Consider the following 20400-nt stretch of genomic DNA (forward strand, 5'->3'; position numbering starts at 1 on the left):
GGGTATCTCCGGAGAAAGACTTGTCAGGACAAACCTTTGATTCTACGAGTCTCGCGGCGGGGTGGGGGCGCTGGCGGCGCCTTGGCCGGGTGCCGCGTCGTGCCGGTTGCCGTTCCACAGGCGCCGCAGCCACTGGGAGAAGTCGTCAAGGTAGCAATAGACCACGGGCACGACCACCAGGGTCAGCAGCGACGAGGTGACCACGCCGCCGATAACCGACTGGCCCATGGGCGCGCGCTGCTCGGAGCCTTCGCTGAGCGCGAAGGCCAGCGGCACCATGCCGAAGATCATGGCCAGCGTGGTCATCAGAATGGGGCGCAGCCGCACGCGCGCCGCCAGCAGCAGGGCCTGCTCGCGCGGCAGGCCGTCGCGGATCTGGCCGGTGTCCGGGTCGCTGTGCGGCCCGCGCGCGCGGATGGCGAAGTCCACCAGCAAGATGGCGTTCTTGGTGACCAGTCCCATGAGCATGACCACGCCGATGATGGAGAACATGGACAGGGCCGAGCCGAACATCATCAGCGCCAGCACCACGCCGATCAGCGTCAGCGGCAGCGAGGTCATCAGCGCCAGCGGCTGCAGGAAGCTCTTGAACTGGCTGGCCAGGATCATGTAGATGAAGATGATGGCCAGCGCCAGGGCGGACACCGCATAGCCGAACGATTCGTTCATGCTCTTGGTGGCGCCGCTGAACTGCGTGCGGTAGCCGGGCGGCAGGGCGATGTCGGCCAGGGCATTGCGGATGTCGGCCGAGACCTCGCCGCTGGAGCGCAGGTAGACGTTGCCGCTGAAGGCGACCTCGCGCGTCATGTCGCGGCGGTTGATCTGGCTGGGGCCGGTGGCGGGCGTGACGGTGGCCACCTGGTTCAGCCGCACGATGCGCATGCCGCCGTCGCCCGAGGTGGAGGGCAGGGCGAAGGGCAGGCGCTCCAGGTCCTGGGGCGTGCTGCGCGACTCGGGCGCCAGGCGCACCTTGACGTCATAGGTCTGGTCGTCGCTGGCGCGCCAGTTGCCCACGGTCTGGCCGGCCACCCAGGTGCGCAGCGCCGCTGCCATGGAGCCTACCGACAGGCCCAGGTCGGCGGCCGCATCGCGCCGCACGGTGATGTCGATCACGGGCTTGTCGGGCTTGAGGCTGCTGTCCAGGTCCACCAGTCCGGGAATGCCGCGCAGGCGTTCCATCACCACGCGGTTCAGGCGCTCCAGCTCGCCCAGGTCCGGGCCCTGCAGCGAGAATTCGACCTGTTTTTGCCCGCCCACGGGCTCGCGCTGGCCCACATGGGTGACGGTGATGCCGGGCACGCTCTGCAGCTGCTCGCGCAGCACGCCCGACAGTTCATCGCCGCTGCGCTGGCGCAGGTGGCGGTCCAGCAGGCGGATGTAGATGCTGGCGTATATCTTGCCCTGGGCCGTGCCGGTGTTGATGGTGGCCAGCGTGTAGCGGACCTCGGGCAGGGCGCGGATGATGGCATCGACCTGGCGGGCCTTGGCCTCCGTGGCCTCGATGGACGAGCCCACGGGCGTGTTGAAGCTCACCGTGGTTTCCGAGAAGTCGGCCTTGGGCACGAATTCCGTGCCCAGCAGCGGCACCAGGAAGATGCTGGCCACGAAGATGGCCAGCGCCGCCGCCAGCGTGGTGATCTTGTGGCGCAGCGCCCAGCCCAGCACGTCCTGGTAGAAGTGGGACAGCGAGTCGGTGGCGCGCTCGAACCAGGCCGTGACCCGGCCCAGCGTGCGGTCGTAGAGGCTGCGGCCGCGCTGCTCGCCATGGGCGTGGATGGTCGGGTCATGCCAGACGCTGGAGAGCATGGGGTCCAGCGTGAAGCTCACGAACATGGAGATCATCACGGCCGCCACGATGGTGATGCCGAATTCGTGGAAGAACTTGCCGATGATGCCGCCCATGAAGCCGATGGGCAGGAACACCGCCACGATGGACAGCGTGGTGGCCAGCACGGCCAGGCCGATCTCCTGCGTGCCGTCCAGCGCGGCGGCATGCGCGTCCTTGCCCATCTGCACGTGGCGCACGATGTTCTCGCGCACCACGATGGCGTCGTCGATCAGCAGGCCCACGCACAGCGACAGCGCCATCAGCGTGATCATGTTGATCGAGAAGCCGAACCAGTACATGAACAAAAAGGTGCCGATCAGCGCAATCGGCAGCGTCAGCCCCGTGATCACCGTGGAGCGCCAGGAGTTCAGGAACAGGAAGACGATGAGCACCGTCAGTGCCGCGCCCTCGATCAGCGTCTGGCGCACGTTGTTGACGGCCACGCGGATGGGGCGGGCGCTGTCGGCAATCGGCTCCAGCCGCACGCCTGCCGGCACTTCGGCGGCGATCTCGCGCAGCGTGGCGTTCAGGCCGTCCACGACTTCGATGGTGTTCTCGTCCTGGGCCTTCTGCACGGACAGCAGCAGGGTGCGGCTGCTGTTGTACAGGGCCACGGTCTCCAGTTCGCCCGCGCCGTCCTGCACGCGCGCCAGCTGGCCCAGCCGCACGGGAGCGCCGCCGCGCTGGGCGACGATGATGCGCTCGAAGTCCTGCGGGCGCTTCATGCGTGCGTCGATCTGCACCACGCGCTCCTGCTCGCGCGAGCGGATGGCGCCCAGCGGCAGGTCCTGGTTCTCGCTGCGCACGGCGTTCACGATCTGGTCGGGCGTGATGGCATAGGCTTCCAGCGCCTCGGGCTGCAGGTAGATGTTGATCTCGCGCGGGGTGGCGCCCACCAGGTTGACGGCGCCCACGCCGCGCACGTTCTCCAGCCGCTTCTTGAGGACCTGGTCGGCCCAGCTGGTCAGCGCGACGGCGTCGGGCGCCTTGGCTCCGGCATCGGCCTGGGGCAGCACGGCCACGGACCAGATGGGCGAGCTGGCCGGATCGAAGCGCAGCACGCGCGGCTCCTTGACCTCGTCGCGCAGGGTGGGGCGCACCGAGGCCACCTTCTCGCGCACGTCTTCGGCAGCGCGGCGGCCATCGACATGCAATTGGAATTCGATGATGACGACGCTGGTGCTCTCATAGCTGCGCGAGGTCAGTGCGTTGATGCCGGCAATGGAGTTGACGCCTTCCTCGATCTTCTTGGTGACCTCGGACTCCACGATCTCGGGCGAGGCGCCCGGATAGTCCACCGTGACCACGACCACGGGGAAGTCCACATTCGGGAACTGGTCCACCTTGAGTCGCTGGTAGGAAAACACACCCAGCACCATGAGGGCCAGCATGAGCATGGTGGCGAACACAGGGTTGGCCAGGCTGACGCGCGTGAACCACATGGTCAGCGGGCTCCGGGGGCTGGCGCAGCCTGGGGCTGCGGGGCCTGCTGCATTTGCTGCATCTGCACCGCCGTGCCTGCGCGCAGGCCGCCCACACTGCCGGCCAGTACCCTGTCACCGGCCTGCAGGCCGCTGGACACGGCGATCCAGGTGGCGCCATCCTGCGCGCTCTGGCTGCCCAGCGTGACCGGGCGGTGCTGCACGCGCAGCAGGCTCTTGTCCGCATCGGACTCGCCCGCAGGCTGCAGCAGCTGCACATAGGGCTGGGGCTGGTCGGTGCGCACGGCGGTCAGGGGCACGGCCAACTGTTCGGTCTGCCCCGTGACAATGCTGCCCTGCAGGTACAGGCCCGGGCGCACGATGGGGATGGATCTGCCGGCGGCGCCTGCGTTGACCGGTGCAGCCTGCACACGCAGATAGACGGCCACGCTGCGCGAACCTGCCTGGGCGCTGGGGTTGATTCGCACCACGCGCGCGGGCACGGCGGCCACATCGTCGCCCGCGCCCTGGACCTGCAACTGGGCTTGCTGGCCGACCTGCACGCGCACCGAATCGGCGGGCGCCAGCTGGGCCACGACTTCGAGGTCGGACGGATCGACGATCTCCAGCACCCGCGTTTCCACGCCCACGCGCTCGCCGTCCTGCACCAGGCGCTGCGCGACCTGGCCGTCCATGGGACTGCGCAGCACGCTGTCGGTCACGCTCTTGCGGGCCACATCGGCGGCGGCCTGGGCGGCGGCCAGGTTGGCGCGTGCGGCGTCGAGGTTGGATTGGGAGGTGGCCAGCGCCGTGGTCGAGATGAAGCCTTGCGTGACCAGGGCCTGGTTGTTGTCGTGCTGGCGCTGGGATAGCTGCAGCTGCGCCTGGGCCGCGTCGGCCTGCTGGCGGGTCTGGCGCCAGCGGGCCTCGACCTCGGTGGCGTCCACGCGGGCCAGTTCCTGGCCCTTGCGCACGCTGTCGCCCTCGCGCACCTGCAGGCCGCGCAGCTCGCCGGCCACATAGGCCTTGACCACGGCGCTGCGCACGGCCTGCACCACGCCGCTGACTGGCACGGTCAATTGCAGCTGGCGCGGCTGCAACTGCACCACTTCCTGCGGACCCACGCGCACCGGCATCTCGCGCGGCTGGGTGGCTGCGGCGATGGCGCTTTGCTTGCTGTGCCGGGTGGATGCGGCGCGCCATACGCTGGCGCCGATGGCGATCAATAAGGCCAGGCAGATCAGCCAGCCGGTGCGACGCTTCATGGTGTGGGCGGGGAGGAGGGTGGCGTGGTGGCTGCAAGGGGCTGGCACATGCCATGCAGCAGGTAGTCGATCTGGGATTCCAGAAACCGCTCGGGATCGAAGTCGCCATGGGGCAGGCAGCCGCCCAGCGAATGCTTCCAGATCATCAGAAACATCATCGGGGCGACCACGCAGTGCACGGACAGGTCCAGATCCATGGGCCGGAACTCGCCGCGCTCGACGCCGCGCTGCAGGATGCGCCGGATCAGCTCATGGCCTGGAAGAACCACTTCCTGGTGGTAGAACTGAGACAGCTCGGGAAAATTGCCCGCCTCGCTGAGCATGAGCTTGGTGATGCCCGACGCCTTGGTGCTGCCGATGCGTTCCCACCAGGACTTGAAGCAGTAGCGCAGCAGATCGGTTGAAGGTGCGCAGTAGTTGTCGAGCTCTTCGCTCCACTCGCCGAAGCGGCCCGCGATGCTGTGGCGCACCACGGCCTTGAAAAGCTCCTGCTTGCTCGCGAAATAGAGGAACAGCGTGCCCTTGGAGACCCCGGCGCGGGCGGCGACTTCTTCGACGCGGGTGGCGGCGTAGCCCTTTTCCACGAAGAGGTCGAGTGCCGCTTCCAGCAACTCGCCGGGACGCTCCTGCTTGCGGCGGCTGCGCTTTCCGGAAGGCTCGGCGGGGGCGGGTGAAGAGGCGGGGGAGTCGGTCACGGAAAATTAATGACTGATGGGTTAGTTATCGTAACCGCAGAACCGTTCGTCGTCACCTGGCTTGTGCATGGGCTAACCTGTAGGTGCAACGGCCCGCATGCATTGCGTGTGGTCATTTTTTCGATTTCTTCACAGAAAAGGCGCATATGGCGACTGAAACCATTTATCTGGGCGGCGGCTGTTTCTGGTGTCTATAAACCTAGTTATGTAGTTTTATAGCAACAATTATCTTGTAAGTAGTTGATTTATAAGACTATAGATTTTTGGTTGATTTTCATTGGTTGTTCTATTGGTTGATCATTCGGGGTGCTGTCCCCTTGGCTGGTGCCGGTCCCCAAGGACCTCATGAGTTAGAAGGACACAGACGAGCTGGTCCAGTCTCATGGTAGGTAGACCTGCACTACGTGGAAAAAACTGTTCTACGACCGTTTAAACGTGTTCTGTGTGGGTGTTCAGTCAACCTGCTCTAAAAAGAATGGAAGTCAAATGACTTCCATTTTTTTTGGAGTAGGTGCCCTCGGCAGAGATCAAACAAACTTGGGTTTGCTGAAACCATTGTTATTTTTGAAGCGATTAGCATATTGATTGATCAACTCTGCTTCTGCTGCTTGTTCTTGTTGTGCCTTCAAAACGGCAATTTCTTGTTCAAGCTGTGCAATCTTCTGTTTGAGTGACTGAATTTGAATCATGTCGGACAACTTGAATTGATTCAGGCCACCGATTTGCAATTCCAATGTTAACTTGAAAAATAATATTTGGTGCACTTGAACAGAGATTAATGCGGCTCTTGATCCAGTTGCAATATGACTGAATGCAGAAATAGAAGGTTCATTATTATGATTGGCAGATTTTTTCTGATTCTGCTGATCGGTCTTCAAAATAATTGGATCACTGGGCTTCTTGATTTCTGATTTTATGTTGTCCAGCTTTTCAAACGACTCCTGTTTCTTTAATGTCTGTTTGATTTCCTTGTTGACCTCTTCTGTCATTCTTTTCATTGCGGCTGCGGCATCTTCTGGTTCAGTTTGAGGTTTTTGCTGATTCTGTTGCTGTGGTTGCTGGAAATTTTTTGAAGGTCCAGATTTTTTAGGCTTCATTGACTTTGGGCCAAAATTACGAACCTTCTTTTCTTTCTTCTGAAACTGCTTCTTGAAAAATTCAAGGCGAGTTTGTTTCAAGCGATCAATCTTCTCCTTGTTATTATTGAATTGATCCTGAGTGAGTTCATTATTTTTTGACTGCTGAAATTCTTTAGACTGTTCTTTCAATTTATTATAGTCGGCACCTTCTTCAAAAACTGATCCTTTCAAACGGATCGCCTTTTGTTCACCTTCAGGCTTGAATGAAATATAGTTCTCGCCAACTCTGGTGACTTCACCTTGTTCCTTAAGCAGATCAATAATATCTTGGCGATTGTTGATCTCGTTATTTTCAATGGCAGACTTGAAAACCTCTTCCAAGTTATCTCTAATTTCTTTATGGGTCTTGGCTTGTTGACAGATTTGAGAAGTGGCCTCTTTCAATGGAATAATTTTCTGTTCAAATTTTGAACGAGAAATTTTTAACGGATCTGCTGTAACTTGTTCATAACCAAGTAAGTGATTTGTATTTTGAACCCATGCATCATTGAACTCATGTTGAAGTGTTCCAGGTGGAAAAGGGTTCAATTGTTTTCCTGTTGTGAGTTCGGTGGTTGCTAAAAAATAATTTAATTCAAGATTACCTTTATCATAATGAGAAACCCAGGCAATGGAATAATTCTTATCTTTTTCAAGTCCAGGTAAGAAGGTGGCTTCAAAGTCTTTCATGATCGCCAGTTGCTGTTTTAAGTTAGGTTTTTCTGTATCACGAAATGAAAGACAACCAGTCGCATACTTATGTGCTCTGGTGGTCATGTTGGCGATTTTGGCTACATTATTAGGATCACCTTCAAGAATTTCAGGAGCAACAGAACGAATTTTTCCGGTGTGATCCTTGTCACTTAAAATATAGTTTGCTGCCTTTTGGGGATCACCTTTCCCATGCTTCATTCGGACATGGAGCATTTCATTCTCCGTCATTCAAATTGGAAATATTCTCCAATTCAGTTCTGATCTTTTCAAGTTCTGCGATCAGAGTCTTGGCAGTAATGAAGTCATATTTTGAGTTCAACTGTTTTGCAATCTGATTGAAATTTGATCCAATTTTTCCAAGTGCTCCAGCAACTTGAAGTCGATCAAGGTTGGTCTGTTTTGTATTATTAAGGTGAATTTCGACAATGTCATCCTCACCAAAAATGCAAGCACGAGCAAAACGAGCCATTGAGTTATGCTGTCCACTCTGGTGCCATTTTTCGATCAGAGCTTCATATTCTATTTCTGATAATTTAATTTCAAAGCGAGTATTTCTCTTGAACTTGTGATCGTCATTTGTTCTTCCTGGGTGCTGTTTGAGTTCTGCCATAATTTGTCTCCGTATGTATTCGCAAGGGTCATAGGGCGGAGCCCTATCAAGGGATTTTTCTAGGACATAGGCTATGAAATAGCCGTATTGTCCGTATAGAAAAATTGGCCTTGCTTTATGTATATTTCTATCTTACGAAATAGCAATTAAATGTCCACGATCTTGGGTGGAAGTCGATAGCGAAGACAATGGAAGTAATTGAATAGATCTCTAATCTCGAATCGATTCGAGAGTGCTTCAATCATGTTGAAGTGATTTTTCCGTTTTCTTTGGTGGGTTTAAATGAATGCGAAGACATTTAAAGACTGGCGAAGACAAGGGAAATAAAACACGTTACGAAGCTAGGAAGTCCAGCGAAGACAAATGAATATAAGGTCTTCAAGTCGATAGCTTTGGTTGATTGCTTTCCGTTTTTTACTCCGTAATATGGTTGTATAACCATAGGAGATAAAATGAAAAACAATCTAATAAAAACCAGTCACTATCTCGATTCTGAATCTGTTCAGCAATTGAAAGCTCTTGCTGAGATTAACACTCGATCACTTGGTTGGACTGTTCGCAAGTGTGTGGAGTTTGGATTAAAAAATTCTGAGAAGATTAACTTCCATGAGCCAATAAAATTTGCTGAACCGATTCCACCTGAGTGGAGTGATTTCTTTGGGGAGCAAAAATGAGTTGGTTTCCAGAAGCAAAATATCAGAAGGAGTATTTCGATATTTGCTACGAATACGATCAGATCCACCAGAAAAATCCTGATATGAGTGAAAAAGAAAAATTTCGTGTGCTGAATGAGTTCACTGATAAATTAACTATGCTCATGCTCATATATAGATATGAAAAACTTCAAGCAGAGCGATCACAAAAGTGAAAATGGACCAGCTCGTCTGGGTCCTTCTGGAACAAAAAAGCCACTCATTGAGTGGCTTTTTATTTGGACTGTGGAAATTTTTCGCCGTTTCCAATTTTGTTTTATTTCATAAAACCTCTAACGAGATCATTTCTGCTGTTGTACTCTTAACATATTTTGTTGGTGTACTATTAATATATTTTGTACGGATAATGGTTGTACAGTCTTTTTCCTTCTTATCCGTTCCCGTTGGTCACTACTAAGAAGGAAAAAGACTCCCTTACCATTTTGAAAACGGTAGGTTGCCTATTCCTTCATGTGTCAGCCACATATCGGACCAGAAGATAGTTAATCACCTCTGGTTAGTCCATTCACCGTATTAACACAGCTTAATCATGGTTGGACCTTAAGACTCTCATTGGGGCTCTGATTAAATCTCATTCTAGCCTCCTTCACTATAATAATAGTGTCGTTACCTATCACTCAATGCCTTTTCCAGTTACCAGGCTGCTATTAAATCAGCCTGATTATTTTTACCTGTGCCTGTTTTGTGATCATTCACGTTAGCAATTTTTCGAATCGTTCACTAGACCGTTAATGCAAAAATTGCCCTTGTTTTACCAACAAGAGCAATTAATCGGAATTCGGTTATTGACAATCGTAAAAAATCAAATATGATTTAACTGTATGTTGGTAGTATACCTATACGATAATTTGAGAGAATGTCAAGGGTATGCTGTTAGAAACCGGGTGGTGCCGAATCTAACAAAATAAAAAACCAGTCTTTGTGACTGGTTTTTTATTTTTTAGTCTTTTAGGACTTCGTATTTCCAGCGGAAATAGCTATAGAGATATTCCCCAGAGCCTTCTCGATCCGTGAGTTTTGCTCTGATCTTGAACTTGGTTCCAACTGGATAATTTTTCGAAAGTTCTTTTGAGCATTCAACATGCAGAGTTGTTGGAAGTCCTTGTCCTTCAACAGGGCGGATATGCACACTTCCATGAAGCCCAGAGGTGGCTAATGGTTTAAAACTTTCCACAACTACCATGCGATATGGTTCGTCTGGTTTTGACATTGGGATTCTTCGTTGTAGGTTTATTCAACATATTTTCCGTGAATCTTCTGTCGCTGTCTTTCGCCAGTTCTTAAAAATATAGTCATACCAGCGACCCGAAGGAAGGGTTCTCCATTATTTTTATTTTGTTTCAAGTGCATATCAATAAACATTGGTAAATTATTTATCGCATTAATAATTACTTTTAGGTCTTGTGCATGTCTTGGAGCAGTTGGTGTTCCTTGCTCTACTAATGCCTTCTTTTTGTTGGCTAATTGATTGAAAAACTCCATACAATCTTCTAGCAATTCCTGTCGATTGACGGCTAGTGAATGATAGGAAGGGTCGGAGCCATCTGGCATTTCTATTCCGAAAAGGTAACAGCCAATACGATCACCGCTTGTTTCTCCAACTTGCAGCGGTGCTTTTTGTCTATTAAACATACTGAATAATCCCATACCAATTTCTCCTTTGGTGTTAATGGTGTTTGGTTGGATATATTTGCTTTATGTCGCAAGTGCTAGAAGAAGTTGAAGAAGCTCTTCTTTTTCCTCATTATTGATAGTTGTCAGCCTCTGTTTTTCCTTCAACTGGTTCAGCCTTTTGATATTATTAACATCATCCAAAATTGGGCTGAAATAGTGCTTGTTAGTAATGTCTGGATTGTCATGTCCAAAGGTTCTCAATGCACCTTGTTGGGTGTCTGTGGACATGAGCCTTGTCCTAACATGAAGCTCGTCAAATTTACGAACTGACGAAAAACCAAGAATATTTGCCACTAGCAAAGAATTGTCATTTGCTCTGGACAAGGTTCTTGAAATTGCAGTTTTTCGGAAATCATGAAATCTCAAATCGAATCCATGCTTCTTCACTTGTGCATGAAAGATTCGATCAAAACCCATAATCGTATAATTAAAGAAATTGCCTTTCTCATTCTTTGGCTTGAGTGTGGCAATGTATTCCTGTGCTTCTTTTGTTAGGTAGACTTTTCGTGGTTTACCTGACTTGGTGTGAATGAGTTGAATATAATTTTCTTTAACCTGATCTTTTGTGAGTGTAATGACCTCACTTCTCCGCATTGAAGTGAGTAAAGACAGGTTGCAAATTTCATAGAGTTCTGGATTGGAGTATTGCTTGAATGCTGTGAAGATTTTTTCAAGCATTTGATCAGAAATAAATCCTTCACGTTTTAAGGAATTATTTTTCAGCAAATCCCGATCATATTCACGACATGGATTTCGAAGCTCAACAATAGAGTCCAATTCAGAAAAATATTTTGCTTTGTTGAAGACATTGGAAATCTGTGTGATTTCTCGTTGAATTGAAATTGGCTTCAATCCAAGTCGCTTCCTTGACTTGATATAGTTATTAATGTCAATGGGGGTGATTTTGCGAATGTCGTATTTTCCGAAGAATTTATAAACTGGATCTTCAGGATTGCCGACACCCATGTCTACTTTTTCTTGATAGGTGAGGGATCTATCAAGAATGGAAGTTCCAAGAATAATATTGAAAAAAGCCGCCGTGCTTGCATGGTTTCTTTTTTGAAGCTCTGTTTCTCGTGGTTTGGTATCAATGTAATCACGAATGTAGAGCTTCACAAAATGCTCAAAGCTAAAATCATTCCGATTTTCTTTGTCAGCACGATATTTTTCTTCTTCTGTTTGCTCAATGGAATAAATTAACTTTTTGCCTTGGACGGTTTTTGAGAGTGCCAAATACTCTTTGGCTTCATTTAAGTTGTCAAAAACTCTACTCCGTTGACCTTTGAAGTTCTTCCTTGTAATCCGCACGCGATATGCACTCTTGACAGTGCCGTCTTTTAATGTCCAACTAATTTCTTGAATGCCTCGCGGTGTGGTGCTGGTCATCAGGAACCTCTAAAATTTGGCTGTTCTATTGGCACATTTTACAGCGATCAACCAAATTTTGGTAGTGGTTGCTTCGGTTCCTAAAATGCTGTGAACCCTTACGCGACAAGGACTTAGGAGAGAAAAATGACAGAAACTATTGTGCTTGGTGGAGGTTGTTTTTGGTGCACCGAAGCCGTTTTCGACCGCGTGCGCGGCGTGAGCGACGTGCAAAGCGGCTACGCCAATGGCGATCTGGACGATCCCAGCTACGAAGACATATGCACCGGGCAGACCGGCCATGCCGAGGTCATCCGCGTGCAGTTCGATCCTGCCGTGATCCCGCTGCGCGACCTGCTCACCGTGTTCTTCGGCACGCACGACCCGACCACGCTCAACCGCCAGGGCAACGACGTGGGCACGCAGTACCGCAGCGCGATCTACACCACGAATGACCATCAGGCGGAGGTCGCACGTACGCTGATCTCCGAGCTGGCCCAGGCGGGCGCGTATGACGCTCCCATCGTGACCGAGGTCCAGCCCCTGGCCAGCTACTGGCCCGCAGAGGACTATCACCAGGACTACTTCCTGAACCATCCCAGCCAGGGCTACTGCGCCTTCGTGGTGGGGCCCAAGGTGCAGAAATTCCGGGGTGCCTTTGCGCGCTGGGTCAAGCAATGAGCCCAGGTGGGCGGGTTGTTTAAGCGGTTGTGATTTGCGGGCATAATGCAACTCGGTTGCGATAACGGTGTCCTGTCGCGCTCTGCAGCCCGCTCTTGCATTGCCCATGTCATCGCCGACTCCCTCCCCCTCCCCCTTGCTCTTGCCTTGCGGCATGCGTTCGACCCGCGCCACGCGGGCCGTGCTGGCGCTGTGGGAGGCGCGCGCCGATGCGCTGTTGAGCGAGGCGGATGTGGAAGCCGCCCTGCATGCCCAGGGCGTGCAGGTCAACCGCGTCACCGTCTACCGGCTGCTGGACCGGCTGGCCGCAGCCGGCGTGTTGCGCCGCAGCGTGGATGCGGCACGCGTGGCCCGGTACGGCAGGCCCCTTCAGGGCGCGGCCTGCGAAGGCGACGCCGCTGCGCACTTCGAGTGTGCGGATTGCCACAGCGCCTTTCGTCTGGGCGGCGAGGCAGGCGGGGGCGGTGAGCAACTGCAGGCCGCCTTGCTGCAATTGCGGCAGGCGCTGGCAGCCAGCGGCCTGCAGGGCCAGGCCATCGATGTGTCGGTGACGGGGCGGTGCCAGGACTGCAGCGGCACCGGGCACTCCCGGAATGATCCGTCCGTGTGAGGTGGCCGTCTTCCCCTTTTTCTCTTGCATAGCCCTTCAGGATCTCGCATGACTTTTTCCCCCTTCCGTTCCGTTTCCCTGATCCTGGCCGCTGTCTTTCTGGCCGCTGCGGCCCAGGCGCACGATCACGGCCAAGACCATGACCATGCCAAGACCCCGGCGGACGCCAAGGCACAGGGTGGCCCGGTGCAACTGGATGCCCATGCCCGTGCCGACATGGAGCGCCACCGCTCGATGGCCAAGGCCCACGAGGCCACCGCACAGTGTCTGGCGGCAGGGCGTGACCATGCGCAATGCCACAAGCAGCTGCAGGCCGACTGCAAGGGCCTGGCGCTGGGCAAGTTCTGCGGCATGCGCCATGCGCATTGAGCGCGGCATTGCCCGCCGTGCACTGCTGTGAGCAGTCGCCCGTCTTTGTGACGGGATGCTGGAACCTGCCCCGCCAATTGGCGCATACACTCTGCGCTGCCTGATCCGCTCCTGATTCATCCATGCCCTTCAAACTCCCGAGTCGCCACTCGCCTGCGCCCGCCTCACGGCTTGCGTTGCGCGGTGCCGTGCCGAATCGGGGTTGGCTTTTGGCCTGGTTGCTGGTCTGGTCCATCGCACTGGCGCCGTTGCTGGGCCAGATGCACCGTGTGGTGCATGCTGGCGGCCTGGCCTCGGCCACGGCCCATGGCCCGGTCGAGGTGGTGGCCACCTCCTGCGCTGCACCCGTCGACTGGGTGCATGCGCTGTTCTCGGGCCACGGCCCGGCGGACTGCCAACTGCTGGACCAGTTGCACGAAGGCATGGCGGGGCCACCGCCCGCCGTGGCGCTGCCGCCTTTCTGGGGCGAACAGGCCGAGCCCGCCCAGCCGCCCATCGTGCGCGATGGCCGCGTGCTGGCGGCTTTCTTCGATGCGCGTGGTCCCCCGCATCCCATCACTGCCCGCCTGGCGGCTTGAACCTTGGGCGGCGGCGCTGCATGCGCCCGCCCATTGAAGCTGTTTGCGCGCGCCTTCCTGCATTGCACGCAAGAGGCGCTGTGCCCAGGTTGGACAGATCCTGAATGCATATCCGATCGGATGGCTGCGTGCGCCTGCATGGCGCACCCCGGTTGTCCGTTTCCGACGCCATTTTTTGCAGCGCCCGCATTCCCACGTCCCCGGGCCGTGGCCGGCCGCTGCCGGGAAGACCAGTGATGAGAGTGACAACAAAGCAATACCACCAGGACGCCAAGGTGCAGGGGGAGAGGATGAAGCTGCGCCCGCTGCTGCAGCAACTGCTGCTGGCGGGCGTGCTCGGCCCCGCGATGGCAGGGCTGGCCATGGCAGCAGAGCCTGCGGAGGCTGGAGTCGCCGCCGCGCCCGGAACTGCCACCGGCGCCCAGGCGGATGCCCCGCGCAGCGACACGCCTGTGCTCAACGAGGTGACGGTCAAGGCCAGCGGCCTGGGCCTGACCTCGGCCGATATGTCCACGCCAGCCACGGTGCTGGAAGGCGATGTGCTGACGCTGCGCCAGGCCGCCACGCTGGGCGAGACGCTGGACGGCGAGCCCGGCATCCACGCCAGCCATTTCGGTGCGGGCGCAAGCCGCCCCATCATCCGCGGCATGGACGGCCCGCGCGTGCAGATCCTCAGCGATGGCTCGGAGCTGCATGACGCCTCCACCATCAGCCCCGACCATGCCGTGGCCAGCGAGCCCATGCTGGCCACGCAGATCGAAGTGCTGCGCGGCCCTTCGGCGCTGATCTACGGCGGCGGCGGTGCCATGGGCGGCGTGGTCAACATCCTGGACGACAAGATCCCCACGTCCATTCCCAAGAACGGCATCACGGGCTCGGCCCAGCTGCGCGGCAGCACGGGCGCGGGCGAGACGGCCGGCGCGTTCTCGCTGACGGGCGGCGCCGGCCAGCTGGCCATCCACGCCGAGGGCATGGCGCGCGATGCCGGCGACTACCGCGTGGGCAGCGGCTGGGCGCCCAACGGCCAGTCGCAGGGGCGCGTGGGCGGCAGCTTCAACCGCACGGATACGGGCAGCCTGGGCCTGTCCTGGATCGGCACGCAAGGCTACCTGGGCCTGGCCTACACGCGCCAGACCGCGCGCTATGGCCTGCCGGGCCACAACCACAGCTTCGAGGGCTGCCACACCCATGGCGACCATCTGCACTGCGGCGGCCATGACCACGGCGACGAGGACGGACATGACCATGGCGACGAAGAACACGATCACGACCATGGCAGCGTGCCGGTGGTCGACCTCAACAGCGAGCGCTGGGATCTGCGCGGCGAATGGCGCAATCCGACGGCAGGCATTGCGGCGTTGCGCGTGCGCGGCGGCTGGACCGACTACCGCCATGACGAGATCGAGGACGGCCAGGTCTCGACCACCTTCAAGAACCGCGCCCATGACCTGCGCGTGGAGGCCGAGCTGGAGCCCATCGCCGGCTGGCGCGGCGTCATCGGCCTGCAGACCGTGCAGCGCAAATTCAGTGCCGAGGGTGAGGAGGCCTATGTGCAGCCCACCGAAACCCGCCGCAACAGCATCTACCTGCTGGAGGAATACCGCTGGCAGGACTGGCGCTGGCAGGCTGCGCTGCGCCATGAGCGCCAGACCGTGGACGCCCAGCAAAGCGCCATCTCTCGCAGCCACAGCGGCACATCGTTCTCGCTGGGCTCGGTGTGGAAGTTCACCCCGGGCTACAGCCTGTCGGCCTCGCTGACGCAGGGCAACCGCCTGCCCACGGCCGAGGAGCTGTATGCCAATGGCCTGCACATGGCCACATCCACCTATGAGCGCGGCAATCCCGACCTCAAGCGTGAACGCTCCCAGGCACTGGACATAGGCCTGCGCAAGACCTCGGGGGACACCACGTTCAGCGTCAATGCCTTCCACCATCGCGTCAAGGGCTACATCTACGGAGCCACGCTGGACGAGCATGACGGCCTGCAACTGCTGCAGTACACCCAGGCCGACGCACGCTTCACCGGCGTGGAGGGCCAGGTGCGCCAGAAGCTGTCGCGCCAGTGGGGCGTGACCCTGTTCGGTGACGCCGTGCGTGCGCGGCTGGAAGACGGCTCCGCCTTGCCGCGCATTCCCGCGGCGCGCGTAGGCCTGCGCGTGGACACCTTCTACAAGGGCTGGGATGCCCAGGCCGAGTGGGTGCAGGTGCTGCGCCAGAACCGTGTCACCGCCTACGAGACCGAGACGGACGGCTACGGCATGCTCAACCTCTCGGCCAGCTACACGCTGCGCACCTCGGGTGGCACGCCCTGGCAGTTCTTCATCAAGGGCAACAACCTGACCAACCGCCTGGCCTTCGCCCACACCTCGTTCATCAAGAACGCTGCGCCGCTGATGGGGCGCAATATCACCGTGGGCGTCAAGGTGTCGTTCTAAGGCGGGTTGCCCGCGCTGCGCTCCCGCGCCGTCTGCTACAGGTAATGCTGCAGATGGCGCAGGGCGCGTGTGCTGTCGACGCCTATCCACTGCACCACTTCGGTCTCGGCACGGCCCGCGCGCAACCACTGCACGATGGCCGTGTTGCGCAGCACCTGCGGCCCGACCCGATGCAGCGGCGCCTTCTGGGCAGAAGCGGGCTGGGCCGCATGGGCACGCTGTATCAGCTGCGAGGCCACATGGAACAGCACGCGCACCGACAGCGGCTGCCCCTCGCGCGAATAAAAGACCGTGGCATCGGGTTGAACGGCCTCCGGCCCGCGCTGGCCGGCGCTGAAACCTTTCCAGTCCTGCAGCGCCTTCACCACCGTTTCCGACAGATCCAGCGTGCGCTGCTGCGCGGCGCGTGCGCCATCGATATGCAATTGACAGGGGAGGCCATCGCCTGGTCCTGCGCATTGCACATCGCGCCAGCACAGGCCGCGCACCTCCTCGGGCGCCAGCGCCAGTTCGTACAGCAGCAGCAAGATGGCGCGGTCGCGCGCTGACTGAAAGCCATCTGCCACCGGAATGTGGCGGGGCAGGGCATTCCACAGCGGAGCGGGAAGGCAATGGCCCTGGCCGTCTTCGGCAGGGGGGCGCTCCTGCGGAGCCAACCCTGCGGCGGGATTGGCGCTGACCCAGCCGTGGTCCAGCGCATGGTCGTAGATGCGTTCCAGCAGGCGCCAGTAGCGCCTGCGCGTGACCTCGCTGATGCGGCGGCCGGGCTGGTGGCCCGACAACTGGCCTTCGCGCGGGCGCAGGAAATTCTGGACATCCACGGCGGTGGCCTGTTGCCAGGCGCGGGCCTTTGCGTTGACTTTGCCTTTCGGCGTGGTGGGGGAGGGGGAACTTTCTTTGGCTGGGATGCCCGCATCGCCCAGGCTGCGCAGCCAGGCACGCCATACCTTTTCGTAGCCGCTGTCGGGCGCCGTGTCCAGGGCATCCCAGCCCTTGGTGCCCTCGGTTTCCAGCCAATGCCGGAACAGGGCCAGTCCGTCGGGGACAGTGGACGGCGGCTTGCCGGCAGCGGGTGCCTGGGATGGTGATGAAGTCATGGGCGTCTAGAGCAAAACGAATCAACCAATAGGGATGTTCAATGTAACTTACATGAAGTTGAGTGGCAACCTTGTTATCGGCTGATGAATGTCAGTGGCGACAAGTCGCCAGAAAAGGGGGCTGTTCGGCATGAATCTGAGCCTTGGCACGTCCGTGGAGGCTGGCCGGGCCTTCGAGGCCCGGGACGACGCCTGAACGAGGCAGGGCCGGGTCTGCGGCGCATAATCTGCGCGCGCCGCAAGCCTGCGCAGGCGCAGCTTCCCGGTCCTGCTTCAGTGAACTCTCCCGTCTTTGCCTCCCTCATCCCTGTCATTCTTTGCATAGGAGCAGGCTTTCTTGCCGCCCGGCTGGCCTGGGTGCGTGCCACAGCCATCAAGGATTTGTCCAACCTTGTGTTTCTGGTGCTTACGCCGGCGCTGCTGTTTCGCACCATGGGTGCGGTGCGGGTACAGGAGCTGGACTTTCAGCCCGTGGCCCTGTATTTCCTGGCGACTGCGCTGATCTTCGTGGTGTCCATGGTGCTGGGCGGTTTTTCCACGCGCTCGGCCGCGCGGGGGCTGGCCAATATGTTCAGCAACACCGTCATGATCGGCGTGCCGCTGGTGGGGCTGGTCTACGGGGAGGAAGGGCTTGTCACGTTGTTCACCCTGGTCTCGCTGCATGCGCTGATCCTGCTGACCGCAGCCACCATCGTGTTCGAGCTGGCCGAGGCCCACGAACGCCAGCGCTGCGGCCAAAGCGCACCGCGCCCCATGTGGCGCACGGTGCTGCAGGCCGTGCGCAACGGCATCGTGCATCCTGTGCCGCTGCCCATACTCGCTGGCTTGCTGTTCGCTCAGACTGGGCTGGTGCTGCCCGAAGCGGTGGACCGGTCCCTGCAGGTCCTGGGCCAGGCGCTGGGCCCCATGGCGCTGCTGTTGGTCGGCGTGACACTGGCCTACACCAGGGTGGGCCAGAACTTGCGAGAGGCTGCTGGCATCGCGCTGGTCAAGAACCTGGTGCATCCGCTGCTGATGCTTGCGCTGGCCTGGGCCTTCGGTCTGGGCGGCCTGCCGGTGGTCGTGATGTTCACGGCGGCTGCATTGCCCGTGGGGGCCAACGTGTTCCTGTTCACGCAGCGCTATGGCGTGATGCAGGAGGAGGTGTCCGCCAGCATCGCGGTGTCCACTGCGCTGGCCTTGCTTACCGTGCCGCTGATGCTGTGGCTGGCCCAGCGCCTGCCGGGCTGATGGGTTTCAGCAGCGCCAGCAATCGAGGGGATCAGGGCGCCAGGCGCTGGCGCAGCCAGGTTCCAGCTTCAAGCTGGTAGCAAAGGCGGTCGTGCAACCGGCTCTTGCGGCCTTGCCAGAATTCCCAGCGCTCGGGCACCAGCCTGAATCCACCCCAATGCGGCGGGCGTGGCGGGTTCAGCAGGAACTGCGCGCCGTACTTGGCCGCATTGGCCACCAGTACGCTGCGCCCGCTGATGACCTGGCTTTGCGGGCTGGCCCAGGCGCCAATGCGAGAGTCCAGCGGGCGGCTGTTGAAGTAGGCGTCGCTTTCGGCCTCGCTGACCTTTTCCACCCGACCTTCGATGCGCACCACGCGCTCCAGCTCCACCCAGTGAAACTGCAGCGCGGCAAAGGGGTTGCCCGCCAGTTGCTGGCCCTTGCGGCTGTCGTAGTTCGTGTACCAGACCAGGCCGCGCTCGTCATAGCCCTTGATGAGCACGATGCGCGTGCTGGGCCGCAGGTCGCCGCCCACGGTGGCCAGCGTCATGGCATTGGGCTCGGGCACCTGGGCGCTCAGGGCTTCCTGCAGCCATTGGTCAAACTGCTGCAGCGGATCGGCCAGGGAGGCCGATTCGCTGAGTTCCGCGCGCTCGTAGCTTTTGCGCAGATCGGCGATCGAGGTGGAAATGCTGCTCATGGCCTGCATTGTGCCTGCGCCCGACCTCCCATTTGCTGCGCTAGAGTTGCGCATGCTCAGAGACTTCAAAGGCCGCCCCTGCGTGATCATCCTCGCCTCGGGCCGTGGCGAGCGTTTCCGCGCGTCGGGCGGCGCCATGCACAAGCTCGCCGCGCCGCTGGGCGGCAGCACCGTGCTGGAACACACACTGGCCGCCGTCCGCGCCAGCGGACTGCCCTGGCATCTGGAAGATGCGGGCCACCCCGGAATGGGCGATTCGCTGTCTGCGGCCGTGCGTGCCACAGCCGATGCGCCAGGCTGGCTGGTCTTGCCGGCCGATCTGCCGCTGGTGAGTCCACAGACCTTGCTGAAAGTGGCCGATGCATTGCATGCGGGGGCCCGAGCCGCCCAGCCTGTCCATCAAGGCGAGCGTGGACATCCCGTGGGTTTCGGCGCCGCATGCGGCGCGGTGCTCATGGCGTTGAGCGGAGAGAAGGGCGGGGCGCCTGTGCTGAAGGCGCTGCGCGAAGCCGGACATGTGGTTCAGGTCGATGTGGACGATGCTGGTGTGCTCACCGACATCGATACGCTGGACGATCTGGCGCGCGCTGAGGTGTTGCTGCAGAACCGGCCTGAAGTGGGCTGAATTCAGGCTTCGCCGTCTGCCGTAGCGGGGCCGCCTTCGGTCGCTGGGTCGGCTTGGCCGCCTTGGCAATAACCGCGCAGTTTGAGCAAGGCCCGATACATCACCTCCCGTTCCTCCTGCGTCAGCGCCAGCAGAGCAGCGGCCTGGTGTTGTCGGGCCACGGGCATCACCTCGTCATGCAACTGCCGGCCCGCAGGCGTGATGGAGCACAGGATCTTCTTGCGTGGAGTGGAGCCTTGCGCCAGCAGGGCCACCAGGCCGCGTTCCTCGAGCAGCCGCAGCGCCCGGCTCACCAGGGCCTTGTCCGAAGTGGATTGCACCACCAGCGCGCTGAACGGCAACTCGCCTGCATGCGCGACAAGGGCCAACAGCCGCCACTCCGAAACCGTCAAGCCCGCCGTATCGGCATAGGGCACGGTGATGGTGCGCCGCAGCGCATTGCCCACCTGGCTCATCAGCGTGGTCAGAAAGGCATCGACGGTCAGGCTGCTGCCTGCCTCGTCAAGGTGGGACCAGGGATTGCCTGCGGGCGTGCTGGGCACAGGGAGAGGAGAAGGTGGGATGGACATGTTCCCATCAATTGTTTCACAGGCTGCCTGACGTTTGTCTTGTGGAATTTCTTTTGAGAAATCAATAGAGGTCAATCGGTGTTTTCGGTAAGTTGATTCATCAACTTACTGGAGAAAATCGTTA

General features: G+C 58.3%; 20 protein-coding genes. 9 read left to right on the forward strand and 11 right to left on the reverse strand.

Features of this window, described 5'->3' with window-relative positions; all coding sequences use genetic code 11:
- Positions 1-42: 42 nt before the first annotated feature.
- The 5 genes from G4D77_RS29925 to G4D77_RS29945 form a co-directional block, all read right to left on the reverse strand.
- Positions 43-3270, reverse strand: coding sequence for an efflux RND transporter permease subunit (locus tag G4D77_RS29925; protein WP_154834224.1), 3228 nt, complete (start codon positions 3268-3270; stop codon positions 43-45).
- A 2-nt stretch (positions 3271-3272) separates the two neighbouring features.
- Entirely contained in the window at positions 3273-4514 is a 1242-nt protein-coding gene (locus G4D77_RS29930) for an efflux RND transporter periplasmic adaptor subunit (protein ID WP_154834225.1), read from the reverse strand.
- Complete coding sequence (locus G4D77_RS29935; protein ID WP_154834226.1) at positions 4511-5209, reverse strand: TetR/AcrR family transcriptional regulator; 699 nt, start codon at positions 5207-5209, stop codon at positions 4511-4513. The genes G4D77_RS29930 and G4D77_RS29935 overlap by 4 nt, the downstream gene beginning before the upstream one ends.
- Positions 5210-5736: 527 nt before the next feature.
- Positions 5737-7269, reverse strand: coding sequence for a relaxase family protein (locus G4D77_RS29940; RefSeq protein ID WP_213757826.1), 1533 nt, complete (start codon positions 7267-7269; stop codon positions 5737-5739).
- On the reverse strand, positions 7256-7651 hold the full coding sequence (locus G4D77_RS29945; RefSeq protein WP_213757827.1) for a plasmid mobilization protein: 396 nt from the start codon (positions 7649-7651) through the stop codon (positions 7256-7258). Before G4D77_RS29945 ends, G4D77_RS29940 begins: the two co-directional genes overlap by 14 nt.
- A 452-nt stretch (positions 7652-8103) precedes the next feature.
- Between G4D77_RS29945 and G4D77_RS29950 the strand changes: the two genes are divergently transcribed.
- Both G4D77_RS29950 and G4D77_RS29955 read left to right on the forward strand, forming a co-directional pair.
- Positions 8104-8325 carry a hypothetical protein gene (locus tag G4D77_RS29950; RefSeq protein WP_213757828.1) on the forward strand — a complete coding sequence of 74 codons (222 nt, stop codon included), beginning with the start codon at positions 8104-8106 and terminating at the stop codon, positions 8323-8325.
- On the forward strand, positions 8322-8519 hold the full coding sequence (locus G4D77_RS29955; RefSeq protein ID WP_213757829.1) for a hypothetical protein: 198 nt from the start codon (positions 8322-8324) through the stop codon (positions 8517-8519). Before G4D77_RS29950 ends, G4D77_RS29955 begins: the two co-directional genes overlap by 4 nt.
- Positions 8520-9304: 785 nt before the next feature.
- Here G4D77_RS29955 and G4D77_RS29960 read toward each other — a convergent pair.
- The 3 genes from G4D77_RS29960 to G4D77_RS29970 are packed head-to-tail and all read right to left on the reverse strand — an operon-like array spanning position 9305 to position 11424.
- Entirely contained in the window at positions 9305-9574 is a 270-nt protein-coding gene (locus G4D77_RS29960; RefSeq protein WP_213757830.1) for a hypothetical protein, read from the reverse strand.
- Positions 9575-9594: 20 nt separating this feature from the next.
- Complete coding sequence (locus G4D77_RS29965; protein ID WP_213757831.1) at positions 9595-10011, reverse strand: hypothetical protein; 417 nt, start codon at positions 10009-10011, stop codon at positions 9595-9597.
- A gap of 48 nt (positions 10012-10059) precedes the next feature.
- Complete coding sequence (locus G4D77_RS29970; RefSeq protein WP_213757832.1) at positions 10060-11424, reverse strand: site-specific integrase; 1365 nt, start codon at positions 11422-11424, stop codon at positions 10060-10062.
- Between the two features lie 126 nt (positions 11425-11550).
- Here G4D77_RS29970 and msrA point away from each other — a divergent pair, with 126 nt between their 5' ends.
- The 5 genes from msrA to G4D77_RS29995 all read left to right on the forward strand — a co-directional run bounded on the left by msrA (position 11551) and on the right by G4D77_RS29995 (position 16076).
- Positions 11551-12084, forward strand: a complete 534-nt coding sequence (gene msrA, locus G4D77_RS29975) for a peptide-methionine (S)-S-oxide reductase MsrA (protein WP_213757833.1) — start codon at positions 11551-11553, stop codon at positions 12082-12084.
- A 154-nt stretch (positions 12085-12238) separates the two neighbouring features.
- A complete protein-coding gene (locus G4D77_RS29980; protein WP_016451718.1) occupies positions 12239-12694 on the forward strand; it encodes a Fur family transcriptional regulator in 456 nt (151 codons plus the stop codon).
- Positions 12695-12742: 48 nt separating this feature from the next.
- Positions 12743-13063 (forward strand): hypothetical protein, encoded by a 321-nt coding sequence (locus tag G4D77_RS29985; RefSeq protein ID WP_213757834.1) that lies wholly within the window; start codon positions 12743-12745, stop codon positions 13061-13063.
- A 209-nt stretch (positions 13064-13272) separates the two neighbouring features.
- Positions 13273-13641 carry a hypothetical protein gene (locus tag G4D77_RS29990; protein WP_223275282.1) on the forward strand — a complete coding sequence of 123 codons (369 nt, stop codon included), beginning with the start codon at positions 13273-13275 and terminating at the stop codon, positions 13639-13641.
- Positions 13642-13877: 236 nt separating this feature from the next.
- Positions 13878-16076 (forward strand): TonB-dependent receptor domain-containing protein, encoded by a 2199-nt coding sequence (locus G4D77_RS29995; RefSeq protein ID WP_026062337.1) that lies wholly within the window; start codon positions 13878-13880, stop codon positions 16074-16076.
- A 35-nt stretch (positions 16077-16111) separates the two neighbouring features.
- Here the strand turns inward: G4D77_RS29995 and G4D77_RS30000 are convergent, their stop codons facing one another.
- On the reverse strand, positions 16112-17173 hold the full coding sequence (locus G4D77_RS30000; protein ID WP_154834229.1) for a tyrosine-type recombinase/integrase: 1062 nt from the start codon (positions 17171-17173) through the stop codon (positions 16112-16114).
- Between the two features lie 276 nt (positions 17174-17449).
- Between G4D77_RS30000 and G4D77_RS30005 the strand changes: the two genes are divergently transcribed.
- Entirely contained in the window at positions 17450-18403 is a 954-nt protein-coding gene (locus G4D77_RS30005) for an AEC family transporter (RefSeq protein ID WP_154834230.1), read from the forward strand.
- Between the two features lie 31 nt (positions 18404-18434).
- Here G4D77_RS30005 and pdxH read toward each other — a convergent pair whose 3' ends face one another.
- Positions 18435-19082, reverse strand: a complete 648-nt coding sequence (gene pdxH / locus G4D77_RS30010; RefSeq protein WP_017405177.1) for a pyridoxamine 5'-phosphate oxidase — start codon at positions 19080-19082, stop codon at positions 18435-18437.
- A gap of 52 nt (positions 19083-19134) precedes the next feature.
- Between pdxH and G4D77_RS30015 the strand changes: the two genes are divergently transcribed.
- On the forward strand, positions 19135-19707 hold the full coding sequence (locus G4D77_RS30015; protein ID WP_154836359.1) for a nucleotidyltransferase family protein: 573 nt from the start codon (positions 19135-19137) through the stop codon (positions 19705-19707).
- Positions 19708-19709: 2 nt separating this feature from the next.
- On the opposite strand, the gene G4D77_RS30020 is transcribed toward G4D77_RS30015, so the two are convergent.
- On the reverse strand, positions 19710-20276 hold the full coding sequence (locus G4D77_RS30020; protein ID WP_154834231.1) for a MarR family winged helix-turn-helix transcriptional regulator: 567 nt from the start codon (positions 20274-20276) through the stop codon (positions 19710-19712).
- Positions 20277-20400: the final 124 nt, after the last annotated feature.

It is taken from the genome of Delftia sp. WY8 (genome assembly GCF_018437695.1).
Classification (GTDB): Bacteria; Pseudomonadota; Gammaproteobacteria; order Burkholderiales; family Burkholderiaceae_C; genus Comamonas; species Comamonas tsuruhatensis.

Excerpts from the sequence above, each read along its gene's own strand:
- G4D77_RS29980 (WP_016451718.1), top strand. The coding sequence starts at position 12,239 with ATGCGTTCGACCCGCGCCACGCGGGCCGTGCTGGCGCTGTGGGAGGCG.
- G4D77_RS29970 (WP_213757832.1), bottom strand. The coding sequence starts at position 11,424 with ATGACCAGCACCACACCGCGAGGCATTCAAGAAATTAGTTGGACATTA.
- pdxH (WP_017405177.1), bottom strand. The coding sequence starts at position 19,082 with ATGAGCAGCATTTCCACCTCGATCGCCGATCTGCGCAAAAGCTACGAG.
- G4D77_RS29960 (WP_213757830.1), bottom strand. The coding sequence starts at position 9,574 with ATGTCAAAACCAGACGAACCATATCGCATGGTAGTTGTGGAAAGTTTT.
- G4D77_RS29930 (WP_154834225.1), bottom strand. The coding sequence starts at position 4,514 with ATGAAGCGTCGCACCGGCTGGCTGATCTGCCTGGCCTTATTGATCGCC.
- G4D77_RS29985 (WP_213757834.1), top strand. The coding sequence starts at position 12,743 with ATGACTTTTTCCCCCTTCCGTTCCGTTTCCCTGATCCTGGCCGCTGTC.
- G4D77_RS29955 (WP_213757829.1), top strand. The coding sequence starts at position 8,322 with ATGAGTTGGTTTCCAGAAGCAAAATATCAGAAGGAGTATTTCGATATT.
- G4D77_RS29995 (WP_026062337.1), top strand. The coding sequence starts at position 13,878 with ATGAGAGTGACAACAAAGCAATACCACCAGGACGCCAAGGTGCAGGGG.
- G4D77_RS30020 (WP_154834231.1), bottom strand. The coding sequence starts at position 20,276 with ATGTCCATCCCACCTTCTCCTCTCCCTGTGCCCAGCACGCCCGCAGGC.
- G4D77_RS29945 (WP_213757827.1), bottom strand. The coding sequence starts at position 7,651 with ATGGCAGAACTCAAACAGCACCCAGGAAGAACAAATGACGATCACAAG.
- G4D77_RS29965 (WP_213757831.1), bottom strand. The coding sequence starts at position 10,011 with ATGGGATTATTCAGTATGTTTAATAGACAAAAAGCACCGCTGCAAGTT.
- G4D77_RS30015 (WP_154836359.1), top strand. The coding sequence starts at position 19,135 with ATGCTCAGAGACTTCAAAGGCCGCCCCTGCGTGATCATCCTCGCCTCG.
- msrA (WP_213757833.1), top strand. The coding sequence starts at position 11,551 with ATGACAGAAACTATTGTGCTTGGTGGAGGTTGTTTTTGGTGCACCGAA.
- G4D77_RS29950 (WP_213757828.1), top strand. The coding sequence starts at position 8,104 with ATGAAAAACAATCTAATAAAAACCAGTCACTATCTCGATTCTGAATCT.
- G4D77_RS29925 (WP_154834224.1), bottom strand. The coding sequence starts at position 3,270 with ATGTGGTTCACGCGCGTCAGCCTGGCCAACCCTGTGTTCGCCACCATG.
- G4D77_RS29940 (WP_213757826.1), bottom strand. The coding sequence starts at position 7,269 with ATGACGGAGAATGAAATGCTCCATGTCCGAATGAAGCATGGGAAAGGT.
- G4D77_RS30000 (WP_154834229.1), bottom strand. The coding sequence starts at position 17,173 with ATGACTTCATCACCATCCCAGGCACCCGCTGCCGGCAAGCCGCCGTCC.